The sequence below is a fragment of the Holophagales bacterium genome, from assembly GCA_016719485.1.
GTDB lineage: Bacteria > Acidobacteriota > Thermoanaerobaculia > UBA5066 > UBA5066 > UBA5066.
Genome location: JADJZB010000004.1, coordinates 262,407 through 280,794 on the forward strand (window position 1 = coordinate 262,407; position 18,388 = coordinate 280,794).

The 18,388-nt window shown below is 70.3% G+C and carries 14 protein-coding genes and 2 pseudogenes; 7 read left to right on the top strand and 9 right to left on the bottom strand.

The features are described from left to right. Positions 1 to 13 precede the first annotated feature (13 nt). The 3 genes and pseudogenes from IPN03_04150 to IPN03_04160 all read left to right on the top strand — a co-directional run bounded on the left by IPN03_04150 (position 14) and on the right by IPN03_04160 (position 5,495). Complete coding sequence (locus IPN03_04150) at positions 14 to 1,708, top strand: glycosyltransferase family 39 protein (protein ID MBK9372923.1); 1,695 nt, start codon at positions 14 to 16, stop codon at positions 1,706 to 1,708. Positions 1,709 to 1,906: 198 nt separating this feature from the next. Continuing rightward, complete coding sequence (locus IPN03_04155; protein MBK9372924.1) at positions 1,907 to 4,582, top strand: protein kinase; 2,676 nt, start codon at positions 1,907 to 1,909, stop codon at positions 4,580 to 4,582. Positions 4,583 to 5,405: 823 nt separating this feature from the next. Continuing rightward, positions 5,406 to 5,495 (top strand): annotated as a pseudogene (locus IPN03_04160) (SEC-C domain-containing protein). 64 nt (positions 5,496 to 5,559) lie between these two features. On the opposite strand, the gene IPN03_04165 reads toward IPN03_04160, so the two are convergent. Both IPN03_04165 and IPN03_04170 read right to left on the bottom strand, forming a co-directional pair. Continuing rightward, positions 5,560 to 6,138 carry an NUDIX hydrolase gene (locus tag IPN03_04165; GenBank protein MBK9372925.1) on the bottom strand — a complete coding sequence of 193 codons (579 nt, stop codon included), beginning with the start codon at positions 6,136 to 6,138 and terminating at the stop codon, positions 5,560 to 5,562. A gap of 4 nt (positions 6,139 to 6,142) precedes the next feature. Then, positions 6,143 to 6,907, bottom strand: a complete 765-nt coding sequence (locus IPN03_04170; protein ID MBK9372926.1) for an NYN domain-containing protein — start codon at positions 6,905 to 6,907, stop codon at positions 6,143 to 6,145. 225 nt (positions 6,908 to 7,132) lie between these two features. Here IPN03_04170 and IPN03_04175 point away from each other — a divergent pair, with 225 nt between their 5' ends. From IPN03_04175 to IPN03_04185, 3 genes are all read left to right on the top strand, one after another. Next, positions 7,133 to 8,128, top strand: a complete 996-nt coding sequence (locus IPN03_04175; protein ID MBK9372927.1) for an aminomethyl transferase family protein — start codon at positions 7,133 to 7,135, stop codon at positions 8,126 to 8,128. Continuing rightward, the gene (locus IPN03_04180; GenBank protein ID MBK9372928.1) at positions 8,118 to 9,038 is read left to right on the top strand and encodes a DMT family transporter; all 921 of its coding nucleotides are present in this window, start codon (positions 8,118 to 8,120) and stop codon (positions 9,036 to 9,038) included. Before IPN03_04175 ends, IPN03_04180 begins: the two co-directional genes overlap by 11 nt. Before the next feature lie 98 nt (positions 9,039 to 9,136). Beyond that, a complete protein-coding gene (locus tag IPN03_04185; GenBank protein MBK9372929.1) occupies positions 9,137 to 10,375 on the top strand; it encodes a hypothetical protein in 1,239 nt (412 codons plus the stop codon). A gap of 12 nt (positions 10,376 to 10,387) precedes the next feature. Here IPN03_04185 and uvrB read toward each other — a convergent pair. Both uvrB and IPN03_04195 read right to left on the bottom strand, forming a co-directional pair. Continuing rightward, positions 10,388 to 12,378 (bottom strand): annotated as a pseudogene (gene uvrB / locus IPN03_04190) (excinuclease ABC subunit UvrB). Beyond that, positions 12,375 to 12,800 (bottom strand): hypothetical protein, encoded by a 426-nt coding sequence (locus tag IPN03_04195; protein MBK9372930.1) that lies wholly within the window; start codon positions 12,798 to 12,800, stop codon positions 12,375 to 12,377. The pseudogene uvrB and the gene IPN03_04195 overlap by 4 nt, the downstream one beginning before the upstream one ends. Before the next feature lie 64 nt (positions 12,801 to 12,864). On the opposite strand from IPN03_04195, the gene IPN03_04200 reads away from it, so the two are divergent. Beyond that, entirely contained in the window at positions 12,865 to 15,294 is a 2,430-nt protein-coding gene (locus IPN03_04200; GenBank protein ID MBK9372931.1) for a PBP1A family penicillin-binding protein, read from the top strand. Between the two features lie 111 nt (positions 15,295 to 15,405). On the opposite strand, the gene IPN03_04205 is transcribed toward IPN03_04200, so the two are convergent. The 5 genes from IPN03_04205 to IPN03_04225 all read right to left on the bottom strand — a co-directional run bounded on the left by IPN03_04205 (position 15,406) and on the right by IPN03_04225 (position 18,387). Beyond that, positions 15,406 to 15,849 (bottom strand): 50S ribosomal protein L9, encoded by a 444-nt coding sequence (locus IPN03_04205; GenBank protein MBK9372932.1) that lies wholly within the window; start codon positions 15,847 to 15,849, stop codon positions 15,406 to 15,408. Positions 15,850 to 15,865: 16 nt separating this feature from the next. Then, a complete protein-coding gene (locus IPN03_04210; GenBank protein MBK9372933.1) occupies positions 15,866 to 16,837 on the bottom strand; it encodes a DUF2232 domain-containing protein in 972 nt (323 codons plus the stop codon). A 46-nt stretch (positions 16,838 to 16,883) separates the two neighbouring features. Then, positions 16,884 to 17,144, bottom strand: coding sequence for a 30S ribosomal protein S18 (locus IPN03_04215; GenBank protein ID MBK9372934.1), 261 nt, complete (start codon positions 17,142 to 17,144; stop codon positions 16,884 to 16,886). A gap of 18 nt (positions 17,145 to 17,162) precedes the next feature. Next, the gene (rpsF, locus tag IPN03_04220) at positions 17,163 to 17,702 is read right to left on the bottom strand and encodes a 30S ribosomal protein S6 (protein MBK9372935.1); all 540 of its coding nucleotides are present in this window, start codon (positions 17,700 to 17,702) and stop codon (positions 17,163 to 17,165) included. A gap of 67 nt (positions 17,703 to 17,769) precedes the next feature. Continuing rightward, a complete protein-coding gene (locus IPN03_04225) occupies positions 17,770 to 18,387 on the bottom strand; it encodes an aminoacyl-tRNA hydrolase (GenBank protein MBK9372936.1) in 618 nt (205 codons plus the stop codon). Between the last annotated feature and the right edge of the window lies 1 nt (position 18,388).

Genomic DNA, 18,388 nt, shown 5'->3' on the forward strand with positions numbered 1-18,388 from the left:
TAGCATGCGCCGGATGAACCGGTCCCAGCCGAGTGTCCCGCCGGCCCGGCGGCCCCGTTTCGAGCCGTGGATATCGCTCGCCCTCGTGGTCTTTTCGGCGGCCCTCGCCCTTCACCATCTCTCGGGCGACGCCGCGACCGCCGACGAGCCCGTTCACCTCGCCGCGGCCCTGGAGACCGTCCGGGACGGAACGGGACGGTGGAATCCGGAGCACCCGCCCCTCGCGAAGGCTCTCGCCGGCATCGCTCTCACGAATCTGCCGATCCGCCCCGCCGACGACCCGCTCCACTCGGTCCCGGGTCCGGCCCGGCTCCTTCGCTTTCTGTACCAGAACGCGACCCCGCCGGAAACGATCCTCTTCCGCGCGCGGCTTCCGTTCGTCGCGCTCCTCGCAGCCCTCCTCCTGGCCGTGCGCGCCGAGGCGCGCCGCCGGTGGGGCCCGTGGGCCGGGTGCGCCGCCCTCGCCTTCGCCGCGCTCGAGCCGACCCTCAACGCCCACGCGGGCGTGGTGCACACCGACCTGGCCGTGACCTTGTTCGTCGTCCTCTCGCTCGGCCCGCTCGCGCGCCTCGCGCGGCCCGAGGCGCAGAGCGCCACCCTTCTGCTCGGACTCCTCTGGGGCCTCGCCTTCCTCTCGAAGTTCAGCGCGCCCCTCCTCGCCCTCTGTACGCTCCCCTTCCTCGCGGCCGACGTCACGCCCACCCTTCGGGACCTCCCGCGCCTCGCGCGCCGCCTCCTCGGCGCCGCCGGGATCGCCCTGCTCGTCACGCTCGCCGGCTTCGGATGGGCATACCGGAACCAGACGCCAGAGGACCGCCACGCCCTCGCCGTCGACCGGCTCGAGGTGAAGGGGCGCTCCCCAGCCCTGGCCCGCGCCGTCATTGCCGCCGGAGACGCACTCCCGCCGCTGGGCAACCTCCTCACGGGCGCCCTCTCCGTCGCGCTGCAGAGCGACGTCGGGGCCGGAGCGAACTACTTCCTCGGGCAGGTCTCGCGCGAGGGGTCACCCTGGTACTTCCCCGTCGCTCTCGCCGTCAAGACGCCCCTCGGACTCCTCGTCGGACTCGCGGCGGCTCTCGCGGCGCGTCCGTCGCGCCGATTCGCCGCCGTCTTCGGAGGCGCGCTGCTCCTCTTCCTCCTCCTCTCCTCGCGGACGACCTACAACATCGGCGTCCGCCACGCACTTCTCCTCTTTCCGCTCGCCGCCATCGCCGCCGGGTCCGCTCTCGCCTCACCGGCCGTCCGCCTTCGCAGCGCCGCCGCGCTCGGAGCGCTCTTCGTGGCGACCGTCGAGATCGCCACGGTCCACCCCCACGAGCTGTCGTTCTTCAACGCCCTTGCGGGAGGGCTCGAAGGGGGGCGCCGCTTCTTCGTCGACAGCAGCCTCGACTGGGGCCAGGACCTCCTCCGCCTGAGGGACGCCGCTCCCTCCTTCGCACCGGGCGGGCTCGGCGCCGTCGTCTTCGGAGGCGACCTCCCTGCCCGTCACGCCCCGGTCCTTCGCCCGCCCTTCCCGGGAGAGGAAGACCGTCCCGGCGCCCTCCTGGCCATCGGTGAAGCCCCGCTCGCCCTCGGCCCGGAGCTCCTGCGCGCCAAGGGCGCTCTCGAGGACGCCGACCGGCTCGAGCGCATTCGCACCGCCCTCCTCAAGCGCGGCACCCGCGTCGGAGCCATTGGCGGCTCGATCGGAATCTGGCGCATCGAGTAGAAACGGGGTCAGGTCTTGATTTTCTATTCTGGGCCGGGAGTCCGGCAGCCCTGAATGGATACGGCGGCATCAGGATGTCGAGGTCGGTCCTGAGCCTCGACCGTCCGTTGCACGGACGGCGCGGCGGCAAGTCCGACTGCCTGTAGACTCCGCGGTTTTCATGGACACAGTCGGGCGACTCGCAGACCGCGGGCTCTCGTGATCGGTACGACCGTCGGCAGCTACCGGGTCTCCGCCAAGCTCGGCGAAGGCGGGATGGGCGAGGTCTGGCGCGCGACGGACGAGAAGCTCGGCCGCGAGGTCGCGCTCAAGGTCCTTCCCGCGGCCGTGGCCGACGACGAGGAGAGGCTCTCGCGCTTCCAGCGCGAGGCCAAGGTCCTCGCGTCGCTCAACCACCCCGCGATCGCCACGCTCTTCGGCCTCGAGACACTCGACGGCCGGCAGGTCCTGGTCATGGAGCTCGTCGAGGGCGAGGACCTCTCGGCACGGATTGCCCGAGGGCCCCTGCCGCTCGCGGAGGCTCTCCCGATCGCCCTTCAGATCGCCCAGGCCCTCGAGGCGGCGCACGAGAAGGGGATCGTCCACCGGGACCTCAAGCCCGCGAACGTCAAGCTCCGGCCCGACGGGGCCGTCAAGGTCCTCGACTTCGGCCTCGCCAAGGCCTGGGACGAGGAGCGGTCGCAGAGCAACCTCTCTTACTCGCCCACGATCACGCAGCACCACACGAAGGCGGGCGTCATCCTCGGGACTGCCTCGTACATGGCCCCCGAACAGGCAGCGGGTCTCGCGACCGACCGGCGCGCCGACGTCTGGTCCTTCGGCGTCGTCCTCTGGGAAATGCTCACCGGGCGGAAGCTCTTCGAGGGCGAGACGGTCTCGCACGTCCTCGCGTCCGTCCTCAAGGACTCTCCGGACCTCGCGGCTCTCCCCTCGGACCTGCCGCCCGTCCTCGCCCAGCTCGTCTCCTCCTGCCTGAAGAAGAAGCCGGCCCGCCGGCTCCAGTCGATCGGGGACGCGCGCGTGACGCTCGAGGACTACCAGGCCCAGCCGGACTCCTTCGTGACGGCAGCCCCGACCGCGACGGCGGCCCCCGCGGGCCGCAGGGGCTTCGGCGGGGCGCTGCCCTGGGCGGTCGCGGCTCTCGCGGTGACCCTGGGGCTCGGCGGAGTCCTCTTCGCCCGCAGGAACGGCTCCGCCCCGCTCGTGAAGGCCGCGATCCCGGCGCCCGACGGCACGAGCTTCAGCCTCTCCCCCGAGAGCCCGGGCCCCGTGGCCGTCTCTCCCGACGGCCGGCGCATCGCGTTCTCGGCGAGCGACGGGGACGGCAAGGTCCGCCTTTTCGTCCGCAACCTCGACGCGGGAACGGCCCACGCGCTTTCCGGGACGGAGGGCGCGGGCTACCCGTTCTGGTCGCCCGACTCGCGCTGGCTCGGCTTCTTCGTGAGGACCGATCGCGTCCTTCGAAAGATCGACGTCACGGGCGGCCCGCCCGTCACGCTCTGCCCTGCAACGAACGGAAAGGGCGGAACCTGGGGCACGGAAGGGGTCATCGTCTTCTCGCCCGACAGCTCGGGCCCCCTCCAGCGCGTCCCGGCGGCCGGCGGCGCACCCCAGCCGATCACGAAGGTCGACGGGGCGAAGCACAACTCGCACCGGCACCCCCGGTTCCTGCCCGACGGGCGGAGATTCCTCTACTTCGCGCGGGGGCTCGCGCCGGACCGGAGCGCGATCCTCCTCGGTTCGCTCGACGACGGCGAGAGCCTGGAGCTGCTGCGTGGCTCGAGCCAGGCGGAGTTCGCCTCGGGGAAGCTGCTCTTCGTGAGGGAGCGCGTTCTCGTCGCCCAGGAGTTCGACGCGGCGAAGGGAACGCTCTCGGGAGAGGCCGTTCCGCTCGCGGAGGACGTCCTCGTCGTCTCGGGCGCGGCCGTGGCCGTCTTCTCCTCCTCGCAGAACGGCGTCCTGGCGTTCCTGACCGGCAAGGCGGAGAACGAGACGACCCTGGAGTGGCGGGACCGGACTGGAAAAGCGACGGCGCCCCTGGGCGAGGCGGCGACCTACCGGCGCGCGGTGCTGTCGCCCGACGGCAAGTTCGCCGTGGCGCAGCTCGCCGACTTCAGCCTCGGGACCCACGATCTCTGGGTCTTCGAGATCGGCCGCGGGCTGAAGACTCGCTTCACGTTCGACCCGGCCGAGGACCTCATGCCGGCGTGGGCCCCGGACAGCAGGACGGTCTACTTCGCCTCCAACCCGAAAGGCCGCTGGGACGTCTATCGGAAAGCGATCGAAGGGGCGGGAGAAGTCGAGCTCGTCTACTCGGGAGAGCCGGGGACCCAGCCCGCGTCCGTCTCGCCGGACGGCCGGGTCCTTCTCGTCAACAGGAGCGCGGACGCGACGAGGTCGGACATCTGGGTCCTGCCTCTCGAGCCGAAAGCCGAGCCGAAGGTCTTCCGGCAGACCGAGTTCACGGAGGTCGCCGGCTCCTTCTCTCCCGACGGGCGCTGGGTCGCCTACTTCTCCAACGAGTCGGGGGAGTACGAGGTCTACGTGACGCCCTTCCCGGGACCCGGCCGGCGCTGGCAGGTCTCCACGAAATCCGGCGCTTATCCGCAGTGGCGCTCGGACGGGAAGGAGATCGTCTACGTCCAGATGGACGGCCAGATCATGTCCGCGGAGGTCGCGGTCGAGGGCGACTCGTTCCGCGTCGGGGCGGTGGCTCCCCTCTTCCGCCTCTCCGTTCCGAACCCCGGCGGGCCGAGCTTCTCCCTCGCGGCAGACGGCTCGCGGCTTCTCGTCGTCCCCTTCACCGCGCAGAAGGCGGGAGGCCTCCTCAGCCTCGTCCTGGGCTGGCCGAAGGAGCTCGAAGAGAGGCGCTGAGCGTGAACCGGGCCCGACCGGCTTCGGGCGTAGTCTTCACGAGGGGAACCGAATGAACCAGTCCGACGACGAGACCGATGTCGCCTTCACCCGGATCTTCGACGACGGAAGCCGGATGATCCTCCCGGGGGAGGAGGGGGACGATGCCGATGCCGGGCTCATCGCCCTCGACACCGCCAGCTGCACCGGCACGGAGTGCCACTGCCACGAGGTGGACCTGCTGGCCCAGCCTCTCGAGATCGTCGAGGGGAAATTTCTCGAGAGCGAGGACCCGCCGCTCCATGCGACCCTCGACGTCGAGTCGGGCGAGATCTCCGTCGAGAAAGTCCCCGACCCCGGGACGTCGCAGGCCCTTCTCCTCGCGCGCCTCCGCCGACAGCTGCGGGGAGACCGGCTCGAGGCGCTGCACGAGAGATGGCGGCGCGCGCGCCGCCAGGACGACCCGGACGAGTGGAAGGAGGTCGACTGGAGCGACGTCGACCTGGAGGCCATGGTCCCCTTCTTCGAGCTCTTTCCCAGCCGCTGGGACCTCTCGGTCGTCCTCGACGGGCGGCGCTACTGGGTCGTCGACCTGTGGTGCCTGACGCCCGACTGCCCCTGCACCGAGGTCGCCCTCGATTTCGTCGCGGCGGACGACGAGACCGCCGAGCACCTCTTCGTCGACCTCGAGACGGGTCAGCCGAACGACCCGGACGCGACCGAGACGGCGCACCGGCTCTGGAACGCCCTCGCCGGGGACTCCGACGCCCTCGACGAGCTCAGGACCCGGCACGAGGCCGCGCGGCGTGTCGCGCGCGAGCTTCCCGAGCACCTCGCGCCCCCGAAGCCGGTCGTTGCGGGCCCGCGCGCCGGACGCAACGACCCCTGCCCGTGCGGTTCCGGCAAGAAGTTCAAGCGCTGCTGCGGGGCGTGACGTCCCGCCGGACCCGTCTCGATCAGGGGAATCGGATCCACGAAGGCCCCTCGGGACGGCCGGCTCAGCGGGCGCCCAGGCCGTACCAGTGGAACGCGGCGAGCACGAGGGCGTGCCGGATGTGGCCGTCGCGGACCAGGCCCGGGACGTCCGCTTCCGGAATGGTCTCGACGCGGAGGTCCTCCGTCCCGTCGGGCGAAGGCTCGCCGACCTTCCGGCAGCCGCGGGCGAGGTACGTGAAGCAGCGGTTCGCCTGGATCGCGGGGTTCGGGCTCACCCAGCCGAGCTCGGCCCAGTCGCTGGCGACGTAGCCCGTCTCCTCGCGCAGCTCCCGCTCTGCGGCGGCGAGAGGGGACGCGTCGCCGGGGTCGACACAGCCGCCCGGGATCTCGAGAGTCTCCTCCTCCGTCCCGTGCCGCCACTGGCGGACGAAGAGCATCTCGCCGGCGTCCGTCAGCGCGACGACGTTGACCCAGTCGGCCCCCTCGAGGACGAAGAACGCATGCTCCGTCCCCTTCACGGGAGAGACGGAGACGTCCTTTCGGACCCGGAAGACCCGGAAGTCGCCGAGCGCCTCGCGCCTCGCGAGAGGCCACGCCGGGACCGCGTCCCCGAAGCGAGGTCCCGGCGGAGACGCCGTCAACGGCTCAGGCCACCGTCCCCGGCCCGAAGCCGGTGATGATGTAGGAGCCGCTCTTGACGTCGCGCTTCAGCGAGATGACCTTCTGCTTCTGGGCCGACTCGAGGAGCTCGGAGAAGGCCCGGAAGCCGTAGTAGGACTCCGAGAAGCTCGGGTTCTTGCGCTGCATGGTCTGCTTGACCATCGAGCCCCAGAGGACCTCCTTGTTCTCGCGCTTCAGCGCCTGCATCGAGTCGATGAGGAGCGCGAAGACCTCGCGCTGCTTCTCCGTCAGGCCGGCGAACGCCGGGACCTTCACCTGCTCGCGGACGAGGTCCTCGTAGTAGATGAACTCGTCGCAGTTCTCGATGAGGAGCTCGGACGTCGAGCCCTTCACGCCGAATCCGAGAACGGTCTTGTTGTTCTCCTTGAGCTTCGAGACGAGGGGCGAGAAATCGGAGTCGCCGGAGCCGATCACGAAGGTGGTGATGTGGTCCTTGTTCGACGCCAGGTCCATGGCGTCGACGACCATCCGGATGTCGGCCGAGTTCTTGCCCGTCATCTTGTGCTGGGGGATGTCGATCAGCTCGAAGGCCGACTCGTGGAACGCCCGCTTGTACTCCGCGTAGCGGGACCAGTCGGCGTAGGCCTTCTTGATGACGATCTTCCCCTTGTCGAGGAGACGGGAGATGAGGAGCTTGACGTCGAACTTCGGGTGGCCGCTCTCGCGGAGGCCGATGATGACGTTGTCGATGTCGATGAAGAGTGCGAGTTTCTGGTCTTCCTGGCTCATGCTCACAGGGGGCGGGGCGGAGGCGACCGTCTCGACGATCGTCGTGTTGGAAGGGGCGTACGCCTCGGTCTCGAAGAAGGAGACCTCGGAGGCGGGCGTCGCGGCGGCTTCTGCCGGACCGTTGGCTACGGCTCTTCCCGTCCGCCGGCGGCGGCGCGGGGCTCGTGGTTTTGGTGTGGATTCGTTCAAGCGTCTCATTTTACGACACATGCGAGAATCGCACGAATGTTGCTTCCTCCCGCTCCCGATGCCGGTCTCGCGTTCCTGCGGACGAGTGCCGTTCTCGTCGACCTCACCGGGCGCGGCGCCATCGCGGTGACCGGACCCGATTCCGCCGAGCTTCTCCACGGGCTCGTGACGAACGACGTGAAAGGCCTGCGCCCAGGCTCGGGCGCACATGCTGCCCTCCTCACCCCGAAAGGGAAGATGAGGGCGGACCTGTCCGTCCTCAGGCTGTCGGAGCAGGAGTTCCTCCTCGACTGCGAGCCGTCCCTCGCCGCGCCTCTCCTGTCCCTCCTCTCGGGCTACGTTCCCTTCAGCCGGTCGATTCTGGACGACCGGACGGCATCCACGTGCGTCCTCCACCTGGAGGGCCCGGGTGCGTCGGACGTCCTCGCGGCGACCGGAATCGCCGAGCCCGCCGCCGCGCCGTTCTCGCACCTGGTGACCGAGCTCGAGGACGCCGCCGTCCGCGTCGCCCGCGTTTCGCGGGCAGGAGAGGACGGGTTCGACCTGCTCTCCCGGCCGGACGCATCGGCCCTGCTCCTCGAGCTCCTCGCCAGCTGCGGGGCGCAGACCGTGGAGCCGGATGTCCTCGAGACCGGCCGGATCGAGGCGGGGCTTCCACGCTGGGGCGCGGAGCTGGACGAAACGGTCCTTCCAAACGAGGCGTGGCTGGAACGGACGGCGATCTCGTACACGAAGGGGTGCTACCTCGGACAGGAGACGGTGGCCCGACTGAAGACCTACGGACACGTCAACCGTCACCTCGTCGCGCTGCTCCTCCCCGCCGGAAGCGGCGCGGCGCCGGGCGACCCGGTACGCGCGGGCGACGAGCCGGTCGGCCGGGTGACGAGCGCGGCCGACTCGGCGCTTCGCGGCCACCGGGTCGCCCTCGCGTTCGTGAGGCGCGAGCACGAGGCGCCGGGAACGACGCTCGTCGTCGACTCCGCGTCGGGGCCGGCCGAGGGCGTCGTCGCCGCGGTTCCACTTGGCCGCTGAGCCCCGGGCCCGAGACGCGGGCCTCGCTCCCTACGTCGCGCTCCTCTTCGTGCAGGTCTTCTTCGGGACGCTTCCCGTCCTCGGGAAGGTCGCGATGCGCGAGCTGACCCCGTTCACGCTCGCAGCCGTCCGGGGGGTCTTCGGGGCTCTCCTGCTCTCACTCGCCGCGCGCGCCTTCTCCGGGCCGGCCCCGCGCCAGACTCCCGGCGACCGGCTCGAGATCGCCTTCCTCGCCCTCTTCGGCATCGTCGCCAACCAGGTCCTCTTCATCTCCGGCCTGCACCGGACGACGGCGACCCACGCGACGCTCCTCGTGGCCACGGTCCCGATCTTCACCATCGTCGTCGGGCTGCTCATGCGCCGCGAGCGGCCTTCCGCGCGGCGTCTCCTCGGCGTCCCGATCGCCTTCGGCGGGGTCGTCTTCCTCCTCGGCACGGCCGGCCTCTCGTTCGGGAGCACGACGCTGGTCGGCGACCTCCTCGTGACGCTGAACTCGGCGGCCTACGCGTTCTTCCTCGTCCGCGCACGGGACGTCCTCGCCCGCCGTTCCGCGCTCTCCTTCGTCGCCCAGGTCTTCCGTTACGGGGCGATCCCGATCGTCCTCGTCGCCCTTCCCGACCTCGTCCGCCTCCGACCGGCGGAGTTGTCGGGCGAGGCCCTCGCCGCCGCCGGTGGCGTCGTCCTCCTCGGCACGGTCGGCGCCTATGCCCTGAACGCCTGGGCACTGGCCCGGACGGGCGCCTCCACGACGGCGTTCTTCATCTACATCCAGCCCCTCTTCGCCGGGGTTCTCGCCTATTTCGTCCTCGGCGAAACGCCCTCCCCCCGCCTCTTCGGCGCCGCGCTGCTCATCTTCACGGGCGTCGCCTTCGCGATCTGGCCCTCCCGCGTCCTCCGGCCAGCGGCCTGAGGGGCCCGTGGGATCTCGCCGGCACCGACACTACCGGATGGGAACATAATCTGGTCCCGGAACCCGGGGTCTCGCCCCGCGAAGAAGAGAGGCATCACATGAAGCCCTGCCGTTCCGTCCTCGCCATTTCCGCTCTCTTCCTTCTCATGGCCTTCCCGGCCGCTGCAGGAGTCCGCACGGCGCCGGCGCCCGAAGGCCCGCCCTCGTCGGCGATCGAGGGGACCGTCACGTCCATCAACATCCCGATCGTCGGTGGTGGCCCGATCGTCACGCTCCTCGACGGCCTCGTCTCTTTCGACGCGACCGGCGCGACCGTCCGGTTCTCGGACGGCACGGTCGGAACGACCGCCGACCTCGCGATCGGGCACAGGCTCGTCGCTTTCGTCGAGCCGGCCGTCGGGATGCTGAAGGCCAAGAGCGTCGTCGTTCTGGCCCAACGGACCGACCTGACGCTGACGGGAAAGGTCGATGCGGTCGACCTGGCCGCCCGGACCCTGACCGTCCTGGGGTTCACGGCGCACGTGACCGACCGGACCGTCTTCGGCGGGCCCAGGGAGGGCGCTGGACGATCCGGCCTCGAAGACGTGCGCGTGGGGGACCTCGTTCTCGTCGGCGCGATGGCCGACTCGGGAGTCCTCGTGGCGGCCCGCGTCATGACGCTGGCGCCGAGCCCGCTCCCGACCACCCGCATCCACGGCCTCGTCGAATCGATCGGTACCGACTCCTGGACGCTCGTCCTCAAGGACGGCACGAAAACCGTCGTGAAGGTCGACGCCGAGACGAAGTTCGCCGGCGGCCCGAAGGTCGGTGACCAGGTCGACGTCCTCGCCCGGCAGATGCCCGACGGTTCGGTCCTCGCGCTCCTGATCGCGGGGTTCGTCCCGCCGCCGACGGTCCAGACGGAGCGGTACGAGGGAATGGTCAAGGCGATCGGCACGACCTCGTGGACGGTCGGGCCGACGGCGGGGGACGGACCGGACCGGCTCTTCGCGGTGAGCGGGAAGACGAGGATCGTCGGCGACCCGAAGGTCGGCGACCAGGTCGGCGTCCTGGCCCAGATGCAGGCCGACGGGTCGCACCTGGCTCTCGTGATCGCGAAGGCGGCGCTCGCTCCCGCCGTTCCGAGAGCGGTCGCATTCGAGGGCATCCTCTATCGCGTCGCCCGGGAGGGAACGACGGGGGCCGCGACCTCCACCTGGCTCGTCGGCGAGACGACGGTGACCGTCTCGCGCCTCACCCTGGTTGTCGGAGAGCCGACGGTGGGCGACAGGGTCCGCGTGGAAGGGCTCCTGGTCCGGGACGGGTCCGTGATGGCCGCCAGGATCGCGAAGCTCTGAGGCTCCCGCACCTCAGCGAAAGACCTGCATCCCCCTGAGCTCGCGGATCCGGTCGCGCAGCTGCCCGGCCGTCTCGAACTCCAGCTCCCGCGCCGCTTCCTTCATCTTCTTCGTCAGTGAGCCGATCTCCTCCTCGATCGACCGGTCGTCCAGGAGAGCATCGCGCCGTGCGCCGCCCAGGGCCGGGACGCCGCCGTAGTCGAGGTTCGACATCCGGAGGAGCGGCGAGTCGATCGCCTTGACGATCGACTCCGGGACGATCCCGTGCTCCAGGTTGTACGCCTCCTGGGTCGCGCGCCGCCGGGTCATCTCGTCCATCGCCCGGCGCATCGAGTCGGTGACCTTGTCGGCGTAGAAGACGACGAGGCCGTTGAGGTTCCGCGCCGCCCGTCCGGACGTCTGGATGAGCGACGTCTCCGACCTCAGGAACCCTTCCTTGTCGGCGTCGAGGATCGCGACGAGCGAGACCTCGGGCAGGTCGAGGCCCTCGCGCAGGAGGTTGATGCCGACGAGGGCGTCGAAGACGCCGCGCCGCAGGTCTCCGATGATCTGGACCCGCTCGAGCGTCTCGACGTCGGAGTGGAGGTAGCGGGTCCGCACGCCGAGCTCGAGGAAGTAGTTCGTCAGGTCCTCGGCCATCCGCTTCGTCAGGGTCGAGACGAGCGTCCGCTCCCCCTTCGCCGCCCGCTCGCGGACGCGGCCGAGGAGATCGTCGACCTGCCCCTTCACGGGCCTCACCTCGACGCGGGGTCGACGAGGCCCGTCGGGCGGATGACCTGCTCCACGACCTCGCCGCCCGCCTGCTCCAGCTCGTAGGGCGCCGGCGTGGCCGACACGTAGAGCCGCTGCCCGACGCGCTCGAGCCACTCCTCGAACTTCAGCGGCCGGTTGTCGAGGGCCGAGGGGAGGCGGAAGCCGTACTCGACGAGCGTCTCCTTGCGGGAGCGGTCGCCGTGGTACATCGCCCGCACCTGCGGGAGCGTCTGGTGGCTCTCGTCGATGATCGTCAGGTAGTCGGCCGGGAAGTAGTCGAGGAGGGTCGGCGGCGGCTCCCCGGGTGCGCGGCCCGAGAGGTGTCGGGAGTAGTTCTCGATGCCGGAGCAGTAGCCGATCTCCCGGATCATCTCGAGGTCGAACCGCGTCCGCTGCTCGAGGCGCTGCGCCTCGAGGAGCTTCTTCTGCGCCGTGAGCTCCTCGAGCCGGACGACGAGCTCGGCCTCGATCGACCCGAGCGCCCGCTCGCGGACCTCCTGGGGCGTGACGTAGTGCGACTTCGGGTAGAGGGCGAACTCTCCCAGCCCCTCGAGGACCTTCCCCGTCAGGAGGTCGACGCGGGAGACCTTCTCGATCTCGTCGCCGAAGAACTCGACGCGGATCCCGGTGTCCTCGTACGACGGGTGGATCTCGAGGACGTCGCCCCTCACGCGGAACGTCCCGCGGTCGAGGTCGAGGTGCGACCGCTCGTACTGCGCCTCGACGAGGCGCTTGAGGTACCACGTCAGCCCGTAGCGCGCGCCGGTCTTCAGCTCGATCGACATCTTGCCGAACGACTCCGGGCTGCCGAGGCCGTAGATGCACGAGACCGAGGCGACGATGATGACGTCGCGCCGCTCGAAGAGCGCGGCCGTGGCCGCGATCCGGAGCTTGTCGATCTCCTCGTTGATCTGCGTTTCCTTCTCGATGAACGTGTCCGACTGCGCGATGTACGCCTCGGGCTGGTAGTAGTCGTAGTAGGAGACGAAGTACTCGACCCGGTTCTTCGGGAAGAACCGCTTGAACTCCTGGTAGAGCTGGGCGGCGAGGGTCTTGTTGTGCGACAGGACGAGCGCGGGCCGGTCGAGCGCCTCGACGACCTTGGCCATCGTGAACGTCTTCCCCGACCCGGTGACGCCGAGGAGGACCTGGTGCTCCTTCTCCTCGCGGAAACCGCGGACGAGGGCCTCGATCGCCGCGGGCTGGTCTCCCTGCGGCGTCAGGTCGGAGATGACCTCGAACCGGCTCACGTCTTCGGCATCGCGCGCAGCGCCTCGGTGATGGCCTGGAGCTCCTCCGCGTTCACGCTGCCGTCCTCCAGCGCCCCGACGATCTTCTTCTGCACCGCGTGAATCCCCTCCGGCTTCGCCTTTCCGGCCTTGGCCGCGGCGACGAACGCCGCGTACTCCCTTTGAAACGCGTCCCGGTCCGCCGCCGGCACCTCCGGGGCGATCGCGGAGACCACCTGCGTCTGGGTCGCCCCGAGGAGGGTCTCCATCAGCTGCGGCGCCCGGCGCAGGAACAGGACCATCCCGGCGATGGCGACGAGAGAGAGGACCGCGCAGCCGACGAGACCCCACTTCATGCAGCCCCGCGACTCGGGGTCCTTCGTCCCGGAGGGCGGAGGGAGACCTTCGCCGGGGGCGATCGGGGGCGGTGCCACGCTGCTCATGCTCTCTCCTCCCGGTCCCGCCCGCCGCCGGGGACGGGGCCGGACCGCGTGTGAGAATACCTCCGTGATCGGCCGCCGCGCCGCCGCGATCCTCGTCCTCTTTCTCCCGGTCCTCCTCGCGGCGGGGCTCGGGATCGGCGCGGGCTGGGCGGCCTCGCAGCTCATCCGCGTCCCGAAGGTGGAGCAGCTCGCGAGCTACCGCCCCGACATCGTCACGGAGATCCGCGGCGCCGACGGCACGATCGTCGCCCGCTTCGCGATCGAGCGCCGGTTCCTCGTGTCGCGGGGGCAGATCCCCGACGTCCTCGTGAAGGCGGTCCTCGCGGCCGAGGACGCGCGCTTCTACGACCACGGCGGCGTCGACATCATCCGGATCGGCGGGGCCGCGCTGCGCGACCTCGCCACCCGCAGCCTCGAGCAGGGCGCCTCCACCATCACGCAGCAGCTCGCGAAGCTGGTCTTCCTGACGCCGGAGAAGTCGTTCGCCCGGAAGATCAACGAGGTCTTCCTCACGGTCGAGATCGAGAAGCGGTTCTCGAAGGACCAGATCCTGACGATGTACCTCAACCAGGTCTACCTCGGTCACGGCAACTACGGCGTCGAGGCCGCCTCGAAGTGGTTCTTCAACCGGCCGGCGAAGGACCTCACGCTCCCGCAGGCCGCTCTCCTCGCGGGCCTCATCCAGCGTCCCGAGGCCTTCTCGCCCATCCGGAACCCCTCGGCCGCGAAGGCTCGCCGAGACCTGGTCCTCCGCCGGATGCTGGAGGAGAAATACATCGACGTCCCGACCGCCGCATCCGCGCGCGAGGCCCCGCTGGCCCTCTCCCGTTCCGCGCGCGAAGCGACGATCGGCCCCTACTTCTGCGAGGAGGTCCGGCAGTACCTCGAGAAGACCTACGGCGACCGGGGACTCTACCGGCAGGGGCTTCGCGTCGACTCGACGCTCGACCCGCGCCTGCAGGCGTGGGCCGAGGAGGAGCTCCGGCGGGGCCTCCGGAGGCAGGAGCGGCGCTTCGGCTTCCGCAAGCCCCGCAACCTCGTCGACGACGGGATCGACCCCGAGAGGTACCACGATCCGGAATGGGAGGAGGCGGTCGGACCGGGCGACGGGCAGAGCGCGCAGCGCGCCGTCGTCCTGTCGTCGACGAGGTCCGGAGCCGAGGTGCGCGTGAAGGACCGCCGGATCACTCTTCCTCCGAGGGCGTTCCGCTTCACCCGCACCGAGAGCCCGGCGAAGGCCGTGCGCCGCGGAGACCTGATCCTCGTCGAGCGCCTGGTGGACGACGGCGGCAAGGAAGAGACGATCGTCTCGCAGGAGCCGGCCGTCGAGGGCGCCGTCGTCGTCCTCGAGAACGGCACGGGCGCCGTCCGCGCCCTGGTCGGCGGGTACGATTTCTCCCGTTCGAAGTTCAACCGGGCCGTCCAGGCGCTCCGCCAGGTCGGATCCGCATTCAAACCCATCGTGTACATGACGGCCATCGAGGCGGGCTTCACCCCCGCCGACACCGTCCTCGACTCGCCCATCTCGATCACGATCGACCCGCGCCAGGCTCCCTGGCAGCCGCAGAACTACACCCGGAAGTACGGCGGGATCCTCACGTACCAGCACGCCCTCGAGAACTCGATCAACGTCCCGGCGGTCCGCGTCGACCTCCTGGTCGGGACGCGCAAGGTGATCGAGACCGCCCGGCGCCTCGGCATCCGCCAGAACCTCCTCGCCTACCCGTCGCTCGCGCTCGGGTCGTTCGAAGTGACCCCGATGGAGATGACGGCCGCCTACTCGGTCCTCGCCAACCAGGGGCTCCTCTACCCGCCCCGGCTCGTCGAGAGGGTCCGGGACGCCGACGGGGTCCTCCTCGAGGAGAACCCGCCCGACCCGAAGGAGGCGGCCGCCCCGGCGCCGTCCTACGTGTTGCTGAAGATGCTCGAAGGCGTCACGGAGAGGGGCACCGCGGCTCGGGCGAAGTCTCTCGGCCTGCGCATCGCCGGGAAGACCGGGACGACGAACGACCACACGGACGCGTGGTTCATCGGCGTCACGCCGAAGCACACGATCGGTGTCTGGGTCGGGCACGACGCCAAGAAGAGCCTCGGGGCAAAATCGACCGGCGGCGACACCGCCCTGCCGATCTGGATGGGGATCGTCGCGCGGATGAAGGACGCCGGGATCCTGACGCCGTCCGACGACTTCGACGTCCCGCAGGGGGTCGTCTTCGTCCCGTTCGACCTGGCGACCGGCTACCGCGCGACCCCGTCCTGCTCGAAGGTCGTCCTCGGCGCTTTCTCGAACGGAACGCAGCCGACCGAGCTCTGCGGCGACCGGCCCCACGCCGTCGCGACGCTTCCCCAGTACCTCCAGAAGGCGGTCTACGCGCCGAAAAGGGGCGAGCCGAGCGGGCCGGACGTCAAGGTTGACGACGCGCCGCGACCCGCGGACGGAGCGCGTCCGCCGCAGATGCCGGGAACGTCCGCGAGCGGCAGGCCGCCGGGCTGACCCCCGCCGGTCTCTTTCACGGGAGAACCGTTCGTCCGTCGGCGGGCACCGGGAACACGAAGGCCCCGCACGCGCGGGGCCTTCGAAAACCGGCAGCTGCCGGGAACGGCGTTACGCCGCGACGACTTCGACGTTGAGGGTCGCGACGACCTCGCGGTGCAGGCGGACGTGGACCGTGTGCGTTCCGAGGCGCTTGATCGGCTCCTCGAGGTCGATACGCCGGCGATCGACGGTGATCCCCTTCGCCGCCAGCGCCTCGGCCAGCTCGGAAGCCGTGACGGAGCCGTAGATCGCGTCGTGCTCGCCCGCCTTCTTGCGAACGGTGACGGTCAGACCCTCGAACGCCTTCGCGACGGTCGCAGCCTGGTCCTTCTCCTTCGCCTGGGAGACGTCGTACCGCTTCTTCTCCTGCTCCAGACGCTTCACGTTCCCCGGCGTGGCGAGGTAGGCGAGCTCCTTGGGAAGGAGGAAGTTGCGGGCGTACCCGGCGGCCACCGAGACGACTTCGCCTCGATTGCCGAGGCCGCGCACCTCATCGGTCAGGATCACTTTCACGTCGGACATGTTCCGCTTACTCCCTTCTTCCGGACCCGCCGTCGCTCTCTTGTCCGTCTTCTCTCCGGGGAATCCTCCCCCGAAAGTCGAGGAACTCGTCGAGGAGCCCACCGATGGCCACGAGGACCGGTATCGGCATCTGGACGGCGAGAACGTACACCGGTGCTCGGATCAGGAGGCCGACACGCCCCCTGTCGAGCAGAGCGCGGATTATCGCCATCCCACGGAGGAAAAACAAGACGCCCAGAGGAATCAGGAGCGTCACCGCAGCCCGCGCCGCCAGCCCATCGGCCAGGGCGGCGAGCGCGCCTGCCGGAATGAACGCCGCCGCGGCCGCCAGGGGCGTCCGGAACGTGGCGAACGAGCCCGGCGCCAGTGGCGCCTCTTCGAGTCCCGCCCGGCGCCCGAAGGCGTAGACGAGGAGCGCCGCGTGGATCGCGCAGCAGGCCAGAACGAGGCCGGGAAGGTACCAGGCGACGAGGTCGCGCATCCGGTCGAAGGCCGATCCCGTCGCGGCGAGGGTCTCTTCGGTCCAGCCCGCATTCCGGTAGAACGCGATCAGCTCGGGCCGGAGTATGTCGAACTTCCGGGCGAGGAGCGTTCCCGGGTCGACCCCCTCCACGAGCGTGACGGCGAGGATCGCGCCGAGGGCCCCCACGCCGGAAAGGGCCGCCGAGAGCCAGACGAGCTCCTCGCGCCGCCGATTCTCCGTCGCCCCGGCGACGAGGCCGAGGGCCGGCAGGGCGACGAAGGCGAGAGCACAGGTGGCCGCGAGGATCGCACCGGTCCCGCCTCCGAGAAGGCCGAAGGCCGTGGCGAAAGGGAGGACGGCCGCGGCGAGCGGGAAGGCCGCAGCGGGGCTCTTCATCTCGCGCCCGGCTCGTGCCAGCCGGGCCGCGGCGGCGGGGAGAAGGTACGGGGCCACCGGCGGCAGGACCGCCGCGAGGGCCGCAGCCAGCCCCGCCAGCGGCGGGGCCAGAAACGGCAAGCCCCTCCGGCGCGGAGCCGGAGGGGCGGAGCCGGACGGGGTCTCGCTAGTCGGCGACGTAGGGCAGGAACGCCAGGTAGCGCGCGCGCTTGATCGCGGTGGCGAGCTTGCGCTGGTAGAAGGCCGAGGTCCCGCTGATGCGGCGCGGGAGGATCTTGGCCCGCTCGGGGACGAAGCTCTGGAGGAGCTTGACGTCCTTGAAATCGATGTAGCCGATCTTCTCGACGGTGAACTTGCAGACGCGCTTCCTGCGGACGAAGAACTTCTTCTTCGCGGGACGGCGGGCGGGACCGGACGGAGCAGCCATCGTTCTTCCTTTTCTCGATCAGCTCTCGGGCTGGACCGGCGCGTCGGCAGCGGCCTCGGGGGCCGCAGCGACTTCGGGTGCCGGGACGGGCGCGGAAGCGGCAGCGGGCTCGGCGGCGGGTGCGACCTCCGGTGCCGGGACGGTTTCGACGGCCGCGGAGACCGGCGCCGGGGCCGGAGCGGACTCGGGCGACGCCGGAAGGGCCCGCGACGGACGCGCCTTCACGCGACGGGCGATCTTCTGCCCGTGGCGCATCTCCTCGTCGATCCGGACCGTGAGGTAGCGAAGGACGTTCTCCGAGAGCTTCATCTTCCGCTGCAGCTCGTTGACCGCCTTCGAGCCGGCCCGGAAGAGGAAGTTGTGGTACGTCGCCTCGGTCTTCTTGTTGATCTGGTAGGCGAGGCGGCGGCGGCCAATCGACTCGTCCTTGTCGATGATGGCACCGAGGTCCGTCAGGAGCTTGCGGTACTCCTCGACGACCTCGGCGGCCCCCTGCTCGTCCTTCTCCGGGACGATCAGGAAGACCAGGTCGTAGAGACGTTTCGGGGTTTCGGTCACGATTCCTCCTTGCGGATCGCGGGGCAAGCCCGCGAGGCGCGGCCCATCGGCCGAGCCAAGGGTTTATTCAGCCTGCCGGGACGATCTCCGACGGGCGGTTGTAGCGGTTCATGGCGGCGTCGATCCCTTCCGCGACGAAGGTCTCGATCGCCTCGCAGGCGGTGTCCACGACGGGCCCGAGTGCGGCGCGCTCGGGCTTGGAGAAGCGGTCCAGGACGTAATCGGCGAGATCCTCGCCGGGACGGAACCGGTCTCCGGCGACGCCGATCCTCAGGCGCGGGAAGTCGTCCGTGCCGAGGCAGTCGATGACGTTCTGGAGCCCCTTCTGCCCTCCCGAAGAGCCGGACGGGCGAATCCGCATCCGGCCCACGGGCAGGGCCACGTCGTCGGAGACGACGAGCATCCGCTCCCGCGGGACGGCGTGCTTCACGAGCAGGCCCTTGACCGATTCTCCCGAGAGGTTCATGTACGTCTGAGGCTTGGCGAGGAGGACCGGCGTGTCGCCGATTCTCAGGCGCCCTGTCAACGCCCGGCAGTCGAGGCGGTCGACGCGCGTCGGACGGGCCGGATCGGCGGCGAGGCGCCGGACGAGCGCGTCCAGCACCTCGAAGCCGACGTTGTGGCGCGTCCCGACGTACCGGTCGCCCGGATTGCCGAGCCCCACGACGAGGGCGACCTCGGACAAG

Bases quoted from the DNA above. Each gene is read 5' to 3' on its own strand.
- IPN03_04150 (MBK9372923.1), top strand. From the start codon at position 14: ATGAACCGGTCCCAGCCGAGTGTCCCGCCGGCCCGGCGGCCCCGTTTC.
- IPN03_04170 (MBK9372926.1), bottom strand. From the start codon at position 6,907: ATGAGCCAGGAAGACCAGAAACTCGCACTCTTCATCGACATCGACAAC.
- IPN03_04175 (MBK9372927.1), top strand. From the start codon at position 7,133: ATGTTGCTTCCTCCCGCTCCCGATGCCGGTCTCGCGTTCCTGCGGACG.
- IPN03_04185 (MBK9372929.1), top strand. From the start codon at position 9,137: ATGAAGCCCTGCCGTTCCGTCCTCGCCATTTCCGCTCTCTTCCTTCTC.
- IPN03_04195 (MBK9372930.1), bottom strand. From the start codon at position 12,800: ATGAGCAGCGTGGCACCGCCCCCGATCGCCCCCGGCGAAGGTCTCCCT.
- IPN03_04215 (MBK9372934.1), bottom strand. From the start codon at position 17,144: ATGGCTGCTCCGTCCGGTCCCGCCCGCCGTCCCGCGAAGAAGAAGTTC.